We start from the raw sequence: 12656 nt of genomic DNA on the forward strand, positions 1-12656 counted from the left end.
TGTGGCCCCAATACACCGGGGGGAACGGGAATGGAACCGACCGTCACCGAGGATGAAGCCGCCGAGAAGGTCAGGGAGCACATCGACAACACGATGGCCGCTCTGCCCGGCGGCGCCGAACTGGAGGAGCGACGCGGAACCATCGTCGCCGCCTGCGACGACCCCACCGACGGCGGACCCAAGGACCGTGTCACGGTCGGTGAAACGTTCTGGATCCGGAATCTGCCCGTTGAGGACAACGAGGAGAACATCGAGCTCCTCCACGAGCACTGGACATCCAGCGGCTACCGGATCCGCGATGATCTACGTCCTGACGACATGTTCCTTTCAGTCGAACACGAAGAGGACTCGTTCGGGTTGTCCATACAGGTGGCTGGAGACGGCAGCCTAGCTATCGCCGCATCCTCCCCCTGTGTCTGGCCCAAGGGCACCCCCGGACCCTGAGCCGTCAGCCCAGCCTCTCCAGCGCCTTGAGCGGGGACCTGGCGTGGCGCCCCATCCCCGCGAACGGGCACTCGTCCCGTTCCAGGTCGATCGTGAACGCCCCGGCCGCTTCCAGACCGTCCAGCTCCTCCCAGGTGAGCGGCGCCGCGACCGGCGCGCCCGGCCTGGCCCGCACCGAGTACGGGGCGACCGCGAGCTGCTCGCGACCGTTGCGCAGGTAGTCCACGAACAACCGGCCGCCCCTGGCGGCCTTGCGCACCTCTGTGGTCAGCTCGTCGGGGCGCCGGTCCGCCACACGGTCCGCGACCGCCTCCGCCAGCCGCCGGACCTCCTGGTCGTCCGCCTCCGGGCGCAGCGGCGACCGCACGTGCAGCCCCTTCGACCCGCTGGTCATCACGTAGGCGGCCAGGCCCAGGTCGTCGAGCACCTCCCGCACGTCACGGGCGGTGTCCCTACAGGCCGCGAATGCCTCCGGTCCGTCTCCCGCGGGGTCCAGGTCGATCACCATCCGGTCGGGGCGGCCCAGGTTCGGCTCCCTGGACTGCCAGGCGTGCACGGTGATCGCCGCCTGGTCGGCGCACCACACCAGCGCCGCCGCGTCCTGGCACACCATCATCCGCCCGCCGCTGGTCTCCACGGTGCGCACCCAGTCCGGGACCGACGGATGCTTGACGAAGAACCCCTGCGCGCCGATCCCGTCCGGAAACCGCTCCAGGGCCACGGGGCGGCCGCGTAGGTGCGGCAGCATCAGGGGCGCGATCCTGGCGTGGTACTCCGCCAGGTCCTCCTTGGTCGCGCCGCCCGCGCCGAACAGCGGCTTGTCGGGCTTGCGCACACGCACCACACGCCGTCCCGCTCGCACCCCCGACGACGTCATCGATCCTCCCCCGGTAGGCACCGTGCGATCCGCCTACCCGGTCCGGCACACCGAAAACGGCCCCGCACAGCGCGAACGCCCGGCCAGGTCCGCCTGGCCGGGCGTTCGCGGTGCCGAGCACGGTACTACTTGCGCTTGTTGATCTCCTCGGTGAGCTGCGGGGCGACCGCGTGCAGGTCGCCCACGACGCCGAAGTCGGACAGCTCGAAGATCGGAGCCTCGGGGTCCTTGTTGACCGCGACGATGTTCTTCGCGGTCTGCATGCCCGCGCGGTGCTGGATCGCGCCGGAGATGCCCAGGGCCACGTACAGGTTCGGGCTGACCGTCTTACCGGTCTGGCCGACCTGGAACTGGTTCGGGTACCAGCCGGAGTCGACGGCGGCGCGGGAGGCACCCACGGCCGCGCCGAGGGAGTCGGCCAGGTTCTCGACGACGGAGAAGTCGTCGGAACCGACACCACGGCCACCGGAGACCACGATCGCGGCCTCGGTGAGCTCGGGGCGCTCGCCCTGCTCCTCGGCGACGCGCTCGACGACCTTGGCGGTCTTGGCGGCGTCGGAGACCTCCACCGACACGGCCTCCTCGGCGGCGGCGCCGGAGGCGGCCTCGGCCGGGATGGAGTTCGGGCGGACGGCGATGACCGGCACGCCGGTACGCACGCGGGCGTGGGTGACGGTGGCACCGCCGAAGATGCTGTGCTCGGTGACGGCCTCGGCGTTGACGTCCACGACGTCGGTGAGCACACCGGAACCCAGCTTGACGGCGGCGCGGCCGGCGATCTCCTTGTTCTCGGCGGTGGCCGAGACCAGGATGGCGGCGGCGCCCTTGTCCTGGGCGAGCTTGGCGAGCAGCTCGGCCTTGGGGGCGACGACGTAGTCGCCCAGCTCGGCCGGGGCCACGTAGACCTTCTCCGCGCCGTACTCGGCCAGGGCGCCCTTGCCCGACTCCGCGCCGTCGCCGACCCACACGGCCGCGGGCTCGCCGATACGGCGGGCGGCGGTGAGCAGCTCGGTGGTGACCTTCTTGACCTGTCCGTCGACGTGGTCGACGAGGACGAGGACCTCAGCCATAATCCTTGAACCTTCCTGAGTCTCTCGCCGGACCTAAACGAACTTCTTCTCGACGAGGAAGTCGGCGATCTTGGCGGCGCCGTCACCCTCGTCCTTGACGACCGTGCCCGCGGCGCGCGGCGGCGCGGCGGCGAAGTCGACGGTCTCGGTGGTGGCGTTGGCCAGGCCGACCTTGTCGGTGTCGATGCCCGCGTCCGCGGTGGACTTCTTGTCGACCGGCTTCTTCTTCGCCTGCATGATGAGCTTGAAGGACGGGTAGCGGGGATCGTTGATCTTCTCGACCACGGAGACGACCGCCGGGAGCTGGGCCTCGACGACGTCGTAGCCGTAGTCGGTCTGACGCTGGATCCTGATGGTGCTGCCGTCGACCTCGACCTTGCGCGCGAACGTGAGCTGCGGCAGGCCGAGGTACTCGGCGAGCGCGGCGCCGACGACACCGGTACGGGCGTCGGTGGACTCCGAGCCCAGCACGACCACGTCGTACTCGATGGTGCCCAGGGCCTGCGCGATCGCGTAGGCGGTCTGGAGCGAATCCGAGCCGTGGAGCGCGTCGTCGTTGACGAAGACCGCCTTGTCCGCGCCCATCGACAGGGCCTTGCGGATGGAGTCCTTGGCCTGGTCCGGGCCCATCGTCAGGACGGTGACCTCGCCACCGTGCTTCTCCTTGAGCTGAAGAGCCTCTTCGATCGCGTACTCGTCGAGCTCGTTGATGACCCCGTCGGACGCTGCGCGGTCGAGCGTCTTGTCATCGGGGTTGAGCTTCCGCTCGGTCGCCGTGTCCGGGACCTGCTTGACCAAAACGACAATATTCATGGCCGGTGGCCGACCTCCCTGCACTCCATGATCCGCCGTGCGGCGGTCGGACGCTGGCGCGCCCCGTATTGCCAACAATGCCGAATGCCGTTCGGTCATCCGACGGCGGGGCCGCCTTCATGTCCAGACAGGTCCCGCAGTGTGCTCCATACAGCCAAATGTTACTGGCTAGTAGCTTGGAGGCCAACCCGTGGCCCCCGATGTGACTGAGGCAACCCTGACCATCCCCGTGGTACCGGACCGCCGCTCCGCCGCGGTGCACCGATCCCGGTGCCGGGGAGCCGGCCTCCGGTTTCCACCCTAGTCGCCGCGGCCTCCCCCGGAACCGGTCACACCATCGGTTACACCACCGGTGGGGCCCCGGGAAAGGGTCGACGCCCTCCCCCGGGACGGGAGGAGGGCGTCGAGGAGTCCGGCACCGCGGCGCCGTCTAGGAGGACGCGGAGGACTCAGAGCCAGTCCGACGGTCCGTCCAGCGGGGTCCAGCTCGGTGCAGCGGTCAGTCCGATGGACAGGATCAGCATGGTCAGCAGCAGGATGCCGACGACCACGCCGATGTACATGTACAGGTTGTGGAACCGCACCCGCTCGACCAGCCACACCGCCTGGTGCCGGGCCTCGCGCCCGCTGGGCATGATGTAGCTGAGCAGGACCATCACGAACACGGCGAACGCGCCGGTGTAGTTGGCACCCTGACCGACGTCCGCCCCGGCGACCTGGGCGTAGATCATGCCGACCAGGACCCCGGCCAGCAGGTAGATCAGGCCGAACCCGACCGTGCGCAGCACCATGCGCCCGAATGCCCACGGGAAGCTCAACACCACCAGCATGCTGTCGGAGTTGCGCGGACCGCGGGTCTGCAACCGGCGCGCGTGCTCGGCCTTGACCACGTCCAGGGCACTCAGCCCGGCGATGATCACGACGCCCAGCAGGATGCCGAACCAGGGGAACCACAGGGCCACGCCGGCCAGCGAGACCATGGTGGGGATCAGCACCAGCGGGTGCATCCGCCACGCCTCGGCCTCGTACTCGTCGTCGTAGTACTCGTCGTCGCCGCCGCCCCGGAAGTAGTCGCCCATCCGGTCGTTGCTGCCGCGCTTGAACCGGCTCAGCCAGCCGCCGCGATCCTGGTAGTCGTCCTCGTCGAACTCCTGTGTCCGGCCGCTCTGGCGGTTGTCGTCCACGGGGGTGAGGATGTCGGCGAAGTCACCCTTGTGCAGCGGGGTGTTGAAGAACTGGGTCTGCGGGGCCTGGTTCTCCGCCACGGGGCGCCCGTGGCCGCTCTCGCCTCCCGGGTCCATCATCATGGTGCCCTGCGGGTCCTCGCGAGGCAGGTCGCCGGGCTGGATGCGCCGCGTGCCCTGTATGTCGTCCAGGTCGTCTCCGGCGCCGCCCGGGTTGATCCGCATGGTCCCCTGCGGGTCGTCCAGGTCGTCCGAACCACCCGGGGCGATCCGCTGGGTGCCGCCCAGGTCGTCGGTCGCGTCCTCGCCGGTGCCCCAGCCCCGCTGGGCGTCGGCCGCTCCCGACGGGTCGTCCGTGGCCTCCGGACCTCTGTCCCAGCCGTTCGAGTGGGCCGCGGAGACCGTGTGCGGGGACTCCCCCGGAAGGGACCAGGAACTGGCCGCCGGGTTGGCCCCGCTGCTCGTGTGCGAGGGGCCCCACCCCTCGTCGCCCCTCATGTGGCCCGCGGACTCGGGAACACCGCCCACGGACGGGTTGTACACGGTGTGGGTGCCGGTCAGACCGGTGGACTGGCCGCCGACGTCCTCGGTCCAGGGCAGGTCGAGGTTGAGGCGGCTGGTCGACTCGACCAGCCGCGCGGCCGTGGGCCGGCTCGCCATGTCGCGGGAGACCGCGCGGTTGACCAGCGGCCGCAGCGCCTCGTGCATCCCGTCCATGTCGATCTCACCGTTGAGGATGCGGAAGAAGATGACCTCGAAGGAGCCCGCGCCGTAGGGCGGGCGGCCGGTGGAGGCGAAGGCGACGGTGCCGCCCCAGGCGTGGACGTCGGTCGCCGGCCCCAGGTCGGTGCCCTCGATGACCTCCGGGGACAGGTAGCTGGGCGTGCCGACGAACGTGCCGGTCTGGGTCAGCTTGGCGCCGTCCACGGCGTGCGCGATGCCGAAGTCGATGACGATCGGCTCGCCGTTGGAGATGATCACGTTGCCGGGCTTGAGGTCGCGGTGGATCACGTCCACCTCGTGGATGTCCTTGATCGCCCGGGCCATGCCCGTCACGAAGCGGGTGAGCGCGCGGCCGCGCAGCGGGCCGTGGTCGGTGACGGTCGAGTCCAGGGTCGGGCCGGGGATGTACTCGGTGACCACCCACGGCAGTTCGGCCTGGGTGTCGGCGTCGATGACCTCGGCCACGTTGGGACTGTGCACTCGGCGCATGGTCTCGACCTCGCGGGCGAGCCGGGCCCGGGCGATCTCGTCCCCCGCGACCTCCGGCTTGAGGACCTTCACCGCGACGAACTGCTCGGTCCGGGGGTCCTCGGCCTGGTACACCACGCCCATGCCGCCCTGCCCGATACGGCGGCGGATCACGTAGTGGCCGATGCGCTCCGGCAGCTCCTCGCCCGTGGGGAAACCTGCCGACATTGCCATCGAGAACTCATCCCCTCAAAAGACCGCATACCGCCACGTCCAGCTTATCGGCCGGGGGGATGGGTCAACATTGGCTTGTGTGGCCCGTCCGGGACCCGTGCGGTCGCTTCCGCGCCGCCGGGGTACCCGGGGCTCTGGCGGCGCGTCCGTCCTCGGACGACCACCACGAGTATGACGGAAAACTTGCGTGCACGGTTCCCTCCTCCGTGTCCGGACTGGCCGGATGCGGACGTTCGGCCGGACTCCCCCGGTCACGCCTGCCCGCCAGGGGCGGGAAGGTGCGCAGGACACCGGAGAACCAGCGGTCGGGGGAGGGCGGCACCCGGGTAGGGCCCTCCCCCGTCTCCCCGGCTCAGCGCCCGTTGAAGGAGGCCTTGCCAGGTCCCTGGTCGACGAAGCTGCGCATGCCGTTCTTCTGGTCCTCGGTCGCGAACAGCCCGGAGAAGTGCAGGCGCTCGATCTCCAAGCCCGTGTCCAGGTCGGTCTCCAGGCCCCGGTCCACGGATTCCTTGGCGGCGGCCAGCGCCACGGCCGGGCCGTCGGCGTACTTCGCGACCCGGGCCAGTGCGGCCCCGTAGACCTCCTCGTCCGGGACGACCTCGTCCACCAGGCCGATCTCGCGGGCCTCGTCCGCCTTCACGTGGCGGCCGCTGAAGATCATCTCCTTGGCCCGGGCCGGACCCACGAGGCGGGGCAGGCGCTGGGTGCCGCCCGCGCCGGGGATCACCCCGAGCTGGATCTCGGGCACGCCCAGCTTCGCCCCGGCCCCCGCGACCCGGAAATCGGCGGCCAGCGCCAGCTCCAGGCCGCCGCCCAGCGCGTAGCCGGCGACGGCCGCCACGACCGGCTTGGGGATGCGCGCCACCAGGGTCAACGCGCCCTGGAGGTTTCGCGCGTACTCGCGCATCTCGGTGGCGGTGCGGTCCGTCATCTCCTTGATGTCGGCGCCCGCGACGAACACGCGCTCGCCCCCGTAGACCACCACGGCGCGCACGGCCGGGTCGGTGGACACCTGTTGCGCGGCCTCGGCGATCCCGGCCGTCACCACCGCGTTGAGCGCGTTCACCTTCGGCCGGTCCAGCCTGATCACGGCCACGGCCGGATGGTCCGGGTCAGTCTCCACGCGAACGAACTCGCCCACGGTCTCCACCTCTTCCACTTGACGTCGGTGTCCTGAACTACCTACCACCTGGTTCAGGAGAACAGCAGCACCAGGGTGCCCAGCCGGGAGGACAGCGTGTACGCCACCGCCAGGAGCAGGGCCGCGCCCGCGAGCAGCAGCGTGTCCGCGCGCCGCCAACGGCTCCGTCTGGCCCACGTGCGCGGCCCGGTTCCGAACGCGCGGGCGTCCATCGCGGTGGCCAGCAGCGTCCCGGTGCGGATGGACCGCACCAGGAGGGCGAACAGGCGGCCGAAGAACAGCGTGAGCACCCGCACGGGGTTGCGCCCGGCCTCCAGCCCACGGGCACGCCGGGCCAGCGTGATGGTGCGCCACTGGTCGGCCAGCAGCGGGATGAGCCGCAGCGCCGCCAAAACGCCCATGGCGGGCCGCTCGGGCACCTTCAACCGCTGCACCAGCCCGTCGGACATCTCCGTCGGATCGCTGCTCACGGCCGCGAGCAGACCTGGCAGGGCGATGGCCAGCAGGCGCACCGCGGCGCCCAGCGCGCCCTCCGCGCCGTGCTCGCCGTACAGGTAGTTGACCAGACCGCTGGAGAGCCCCATGAGCAGGAAGGGACCGCTCAGGACGAGCAGGGTGCGCCGGTCGATCCCGCTGAACGGCAGGAGCAGCAGGATCCCCGCCAGCACCACGCCGCCGGTCACGGCGTCCACGGCCGGGACCAGGCCGATGCCCAGGAACAGGGCGGCGAGCAGTTTGGCGGCGGGGTTGAACCCGACGAGCCAGTAGCGGGCCCCGCCGCCCTCCGGTGTGTCCAGGGTCAGTGTGTCCCCGCCCGCGGCGCAGGCCCCCTCCGGAAACCGTCGGTCACCCACGGGCTCTCCCCTCGGCCGCCGCGCGGCGCGCGGCGGCGGACCCGGGACCGCGCGTTTCCCCGTCCGGGGCCCCGTACACGGCGCGGCCGTCGGCCACGCGCACCCGGGCGTCCGCCAGGTGCCGCAGCAGCAGGTCGTCGTGGGTGGCCATGACCACGGCGCGCCCCTCGGCCCGCAGGGCGCCCAGCAGCTCCACCAGTTCGATCCATGTGCGGGTGTCCTGGCCGAAGGTCGGCTCGTCCAGCATGAGCACGTCGGGCGCGTGCGAGGGACCGGAGCTGAGCGCCGTGGCCACCGACAGGCGCCGCTTCTCCCCGCCCGAGAGCGTGTAGGGGTGCACGTCGGCCAGGCGGGTCAGGCGCAGCCGCTCCATCAGCTCACCCACCCAGGTGTCGGTCTCGGCCTCACCCATCCCGGCACGCAGCGGGGCGAACCGCAGCTCGTCGCGGACGGTGGTGGTGACGAACTGGTCCTCGGCGTGCTGGAAGACCGTGCCCACGTGCCGGGCCAACCGCCGGGCGGGCCAGCGTGCGAGCGGGCGCCGGTCGGCACCGGCCAGCGGCCCGCGCGGCAGCACCTGTCCCCGGTACGGCTTGGACAGCCCGGCCAGCATGGTCAGCAGCGTGGACTTGCCCGAGCCGTTGGGCCCGGTCAGTGCGGTCGCCGTCCCCGCGGACACGGTGGTGTCCACGCCGTCGAGCACCACACGCCGGGGCGCGGAGCGCACGCCCAGCTGGAAGGGGGTGCGCGCGGCCACGTCCACGGCCTCCAGCAGGGCCCCTCCCCCGGGTGCCGGCGCCAGGTCGGGCCCGGGCTCGTTCCCGGGCATCCACACCCCCTGGTCGGCCAGTGAGCACCCGTGTCCGGCGAACACGGTGTCCGGGTCCCCGTCGGCGATCACGCCGCCGCCGGGCTCCACGACCACGACCCGGTCCACCAGGTCGACCACCTCGGCCACGCGGTGCTCGACCAGGACCAGGGTCGCCCCGGTCTCGGCGAGCAGGCGTGTGAGCACACCGCGTACCAGCGCGGCCCCCGCGGGGTCGAGGTTGGCGGTGGGCTCGTCCAACAGCAGCAGGCGGGGGCGCATGGCCAGCGCCCCGGCGATCACCAGGCGCTGCTTCTCGCCTCCCGACAGCGCGCCCGTGGAGTGGCGGGACCCGTACGGGAAGCCCACGGCCTCCAGCGCCCCGTGCACCCGGGGCCAGATCAGCTCGGGGTCCACGCCCAGGTTCTCCGGCCCGAAGGCCACGTCGTCGCCCGCGCGCGCCATCACCAGCTGTGTCTCGGGGTCCTGGCTGACCAGGCCGACCCGGCCCCGTCCGCGGTCGGCGGGCTCGCCGTCCACGACCAGGGTGCCCTCCTGGTCGCCGCTGATCGCGCCGTCCTCACCGGTCAGACCGGCCAGCGAGTGCAGCAGGGTGGACTTGCCCGCCCCGGAGGCGCCGAGCAGCAGCACGCGCTCCCCGGGTTCGACGACCAGGTCCACGCCGCGCAGCGCGTACTCCTCGCGTCCGGAGTGCCGCCAGCCCCAGCCGGACAGCTCCACGCGCGCGCCGGGGCGGGCGTCCCGCCCGTGTGTTTCCGCCACGGGTCAGCCCCTGGCCGACGGGAAGGGCGCCAGTGCCCCGGACCTGGCCAGGGCGGTGGTGAGGATCCGGGCGCCTGCGCCCGCGATGACGGCGGCGCTGATCACCACGATGACGCCGTAGACGATCTGGAAGTGCAGCGGCCAGGCGACGTTGTAGGTGATGTTGTCGCGGATGGCCGGTGAGACCCCCGCGGCCGCCGCGGCGAGCACGGCCGCGCCCATACCCCAGCGCCGGTAGCCGAAGGCGAGGAAGACCAGCTCGGGCAGGATGCCCTGGAGGGTTCCGTCGAGGATGACCATGATTCCCCACTGGGTCCCCAGGACCGCCGACACCGAGGCGGCGGCGACCGAGGTGAGCACGGCGGCTCCGGGTTTGCGGATGACCAGGCCGCCGAGCACGCCGGAGATCAGCCACATGCCGTAGACGGCGGCCTGCGCCGGCGGGAACCCCACGAACAGGGGTGTCGTGACCGTCCACACGATGTTCCACAGCCAGAAGACGACGCCGACCGCGACGCCGATGACGGCGGCCACGACGATGTCGACGGTGCGCCAGCCCAGCAGTTGGCCGCGAACGTCCCGCCAGAAGCCGGTCTTCGCGGTGTCGTCCTTCTTCTTCATGTCCTGGTGTCCCTTCGTCGGGGGATGACGAGGGGCCATGGGGCCAAGAGCGGCACCGGTGGAGCATGGCGCGCACCAGATCACTCCGGTGCGCGGGAGCACGCCACCGGTGACGAGTTCCTACGACTTCCTTCGCTGGTATGACCCAGATCAGGTGTGTAAGGGTCTGCGGCCTGGTACCGCACTCTCAGCGCTCACGCGCTCCCCTGTCGGTTCTTCCCTCCAGTATGGGGCACGGGGGAGGATCGTGGGGTGGTCCGCCCCCCACGATCCTCGTCCCGCCCGGGGCGGCCGGCCCGGCCGCCCCGGGACGGCGTCAGGCCTCGTCCCCGTCGCTGTCGGACCCGGACGGCTCGGACGACGAACTGCCGAAGGCCTTCGGCGACGACGCGAACTTCTTCTTCGGAAGCTCGTCCGCGGCCTCCTCCATGGTGGCCTGCCAGATCGGGCCGGGCAGGGTGGCGCCGTAGACGATGCCGTAGAACTGGTCACCGATGGTCACGCCCTCGAGCGGGTGCTGCTCACCGCCGCGGATGTCGCCGACCGCCACGGTTCCGACCAGGTTCGGGGTGTATCCCGCGAACCACGCGTACGCCGAACTGTCGGTGGTACCGGTCTTGGCCGCGGCTGGGCGCCCGATCTCAAGGCCGTTGGTGGTACCGCCCTTGAAGGTCTGCTGGAGCAGGTGGTTGACACCGTCGGCGACCTTGGTCTTGATCGCGTCCTCCTCGCAGACGGTGTCCACCTCGATCACCTCGCTGTCCTCCTCCTCTTCGTTGCCGACGCGGACCGAGGAGACCGGGACCGGTTCGCAGCGGGTGCCCCGGGCGGCGAAGGTGGCGTAGGCGCTGGCCAGGGTGAGCGGGGAGACCTCCTGGTCGCCCAGGGTGAAGGAGTTCCACACTCCCAGGTCCTCGCCGTCCGCGCGGTGGATGCCCAGTCGCTCAGCCATCTCCGCGGTCTCACAGAGGCCGACGCGCTCCTGGAGCTGGGCGAAGTAGGTGTTCACCGACCCCTTCGTCCCGCTGACCATGTCGTGCTCGCCCCCGTCGCTTTCACCGGCGTTGCGCACGTCCCACTCGGCCATCTTGCCGCCCTCGCAGTTGCGCATCCCGCTGACCGACACGGTCTTGGGCGCGTTGAAGCTGGTGCCGTACTTGAGCCCTGAGTCCAGGGCCGCGGCCAGCGTGAACGGCTTGAACGTCGATCCCGCCTGGTATCCGTGGGATCCGCCGCCGTCGCGGTCCACGGCCAGGTTGATCGAGGTGGTACCGGTCTCCTCCTCGTCGAAGCCGTAGGGCATGTTCTGGGCCATCGCCCGCACCCGACCGGTGCCGGGCTCCACGAGCACCTCGGAGGCGAACTTGGTGTTCTCCTCCGCCGGTACGTACTTCTCGATCGCCTTCTCCGCGGCCTTCTGCATGTCGCTGTCGAGCGTGGTGCGCACGGTGATGCCGCCCTGTTCGATCATCCGGTCGCGCTCCTGCTGGGTGTCGGCGAGCACGTCGGAGTCGCGCAGCCAGCGCATGACGTAGTCGCAGAAGAACGGCTGCTCGCCGTGGAAACAGCTGCCCCCGCGCGGGGTCTCGTCCACGCCCAGCCCCCGGTTCTTGTACTCCTCGGCCTCCCCCGCCTCCAGGTGCCCGGTGGCGGCCATCCGGTCCAGCACCAGGTTGCGGCGCTCCAGCGCGGATTCGGGGTTGTCGATCGGGCTGTAGTACGACGGCGCGCGCACCAGGCCCACGATCGTGGCCGCCTGCGCGGGGTCCAGTTCGGAGGCCGAGACGGAGAAGTAGCGCCTGGCGGCGATCTCGATGCCGTGCGCACCCGCGCCGAAGTAGGCGAGATTGAGGTAGCCCTCCATGATCTCGTCCTTGGTGAGCTGCTCCTCCAGCTCGACGGCGTGGCGCAGTTCCGTCAGCTTGCGGCTCAGGGTCTGCGCGCTGGCGCTCTCCACGTCCTCCTTGTCGGTGGCCTGCTCGATGAGCAGGTTCTTCACGTACTGCTGGGTGATGGTGGACCCGCCCTGGGTGTTGCCCGTTGCGGTGCGGATCGCGGCGCGCAGCGTCCCACGCAGGTCCAGTCCGGAGTGCTCGTAGAAGCGCTCGTCCTCGATCGCCATGAGCGCGGCGGGCGCCCAGGGGCTGATCTCGTCCAGGGGCACCACATCGCGCTCGCGCTCGGCGACCTCCGCGATGGGGTCTCCGTCCATGTCGGTGAGGAGGACCCGTTCGGCCAGGGGCCGCACCTCCAGGTCGCTGGGCATGGCCATGAAGGCCGCCGCCGTGTCCTTGGCCACCAGTCCGACGCTGCCCACCCACGGCAGCACCAGCGCCGCGGTCAGCAGCCCGGCGACCGCGCTCGTCCTCGTCAGGCGCAGGACCGCCTCCTGACGTGTCCCGCTCGGCACCGGTTCGGACAGTCTTCCGCGCAGGACCGCGGCCCACCGCTTCACGCCCGGGACCGCGCCCCACAGCTTCCCGCGTGAGGAGGCGGCGCTCCCCCTCCCCCGCAGGGCCTCGTGCCGCCGCCGTCCGCGCGGCGGGCGCTGGTTCGACTCCGTCACGTCGCCCCCCCTACGGCCGTGTACCGCCCGGCCCGCGGATCACGCGGACAGGGCCGTCCACCGACCACGC

10 protein-coding genes and 1 riboswitch are annotated in these 12656 nt (G+C 71.3%); of the genes, 1 reads left to right on the plus strand and 9 read right to left on the minus strand.

The window, feature by feature from the left end; translation table 11 throughout:
* The first annotated feature begins 30 nt into the window (after positions 1 to 30).
* Positions 31 to 444, plus strand: a complete 414-nt coding sequence (locus AC0T5L_RS11780; protein WP_476165474.1) for a hypothetical protein — start codon at positions 31 to 33, stop codon at positions 442 to 444.
* A 4-nt stretch (positions 445 to 448) separates the two neighbouring features.
* Here the strand turns inward: AC0T5L_RS11780 and ligD are convergent, their stop codons facing one another.
* The 9 genes from ligD to AC0T5L_RS11825 form a co-directional block, all read right to left on the minus strand.
* Entirely contained in the window at positions 449 to 1321 is an 873-nt protein-coding gene (gene ligD, locus AC0T5L_RS11785) for a non-homologous end-joining DNA ligase (RefSeq protein WP_476165475.1), read from the minus strand.
* Between the two features lie 125 nt (positions 1322 to 1446).
* Complete coding sequence (locus AC0T5L_RS11790) at positions 1447 to 2391, minus strand: electron transfer flavoprotein subunit alpha/FixB family protein (protein WP_476165476.1); 945 nt, start codon at positions 2389 to 2391, stop codon at positions 1447 to 1449.
* 33 nt (positions 2392 to 2424) lie between these two features.
* Positions 2425 to 3204, minus strand: a complete 780-nt coding sequence (locus tag AC0T5L_RS11795; RefSeq protein ID WP_476165477.1) for an electron transfer flavoprotein subunit beta/FixA family protein — start codon at positions 3202 to 3204, stop codon at positions 2425 to 2427.
* 449 nt (positions 3205 to 3653) lie between these two features.
* A complete protein-coding gene (locus AC0T5L_RS11800) occupies positions 3654 to 5813 on the minus strand; it encodes a protein kinase domain-containing protein (RefSeq protein ID WP_476165478.1) in 2160 nt (719 codons plus the stop codon).
* 352 nt (positions 5814 to 6165) lie between these two features.
* Positions 6166 to 6954, minus strand: coding sequence for an enoyl-CoA hydratase/isomerase family protein (locus AC0T5L_RS11805; protein WP_476165479.1), 789 nt, complete (start codon positions 6952 to 6954; stop codon positions 6166 to 6168).
* A 53-nt stretch (positions 6955 to 7007) separates the two neighbouring features.
* On the minus strand, positions 7008 to 7808 hold the full coding sequence (locus AC0T5L_RS11810; protein WP_476165480.1) for an energy-coupling factor transporter transmembrane component T family protein: 801 nt from the start codon (positions 7806 to 7808) through the stop codon (positions 7008 to 7010).
* A complete protein-coding gene (locus AC0T5L_RS11815; RefSeq protein ID WP_476165481.1) occupies positions 7801 to 9399 on the minus strand; it encodes an ABC transporter ATP-binding protein in 1599 nt (532 codons plus the stop codon). Before AC0T5L_RS11815 ends, AC0T5L_RS11810 begins: the two co-directional genes overlap by 8 nt.
* Before the next feature lie 3 nt (positions 9400 to 9402).
* Positions 9403 to 10020 (minus strand): ECF transporter S component, encoded by a 618-nt coding sequence (locus tag AC0T5L_RS11820; RefSeq protein ID WP_476165482.1) that lies wholly within the window; start codon positions 10018 to 10020, stop codon positions 9403 to 9405.
* A gap of 110 nt (positions 10021 to 10130) precedes the next feature.
* Positions 10131 to 10238, minus strand: a riboswitch (TPP riboswitch).
* A 98-nt stretch (positions 10239 to 10336) separates the two neighbouring features.
* Complete coding sequence (locus AC0T5L_RS11825; protein WP_476165483.1) at positions 10337 to 12586, minus strand: transglycosylase domain-containing protein; 2250 nt, start codon at positions 12584 to 12586, stop codon at positions 10337 to 10339.
* Positions 12587 to 12656: the final 70 nt, after the last annotated feature.

The organism is Nocardiopsis sp. TRM 82005, from assembly GCF_056312425.1.

What these genes read in the sequence shown, in the direction of transcription:
- AC0T5L_RS11800 (WP_476165478.1), bottom strand. Translation starts at nt 5,813, where the DNA reads ATGGCAATGTCGGCAGGTTTCCCCACGGGCGAGGAGCTGCCGGAGCGC.
- AC0T5L_RS11790 (WP_476165476.1), bottom strand. Translation starts at nt 2,391, where the DNA reads ATGGCTGAGGTCCTCGTCCTCGTCGACCACGTCGACGGACAGGTCAAG.
- AC0T5L_RS11795 (WP_476165477.1), bottom strand. Translation starts at nt 3,204, where the DNA reads ATGAATATTGTCGTTTTGGTCAAGCAGGTCCCGGACACGGCGACCGAG.
- AC0T5L_RS11820 (WP_476165482.1), bottom strand. Translation starts at nt 10,020, where the DNA reads ATGAAGAAGAAGGACGACACCGCGAAGACCGGCTTCTGGCGGGACGTT.
- AC0T5L_RS11780 (WP_476165474.1), top strand. Translation starts at nt 31, where the DNA reads ATGGAACCGACCGTCACCGAGGATGAAGCCGCCGAGAAGGTCAGGGAG.
- ligD (WP_476165475.1), bottom strand. Translation starts at nt 1,321, where the DNA reads ATGACGTCGTCGGGGGTGCGAGCGGGACGGCGTGTGGTGCGTGTGCGC.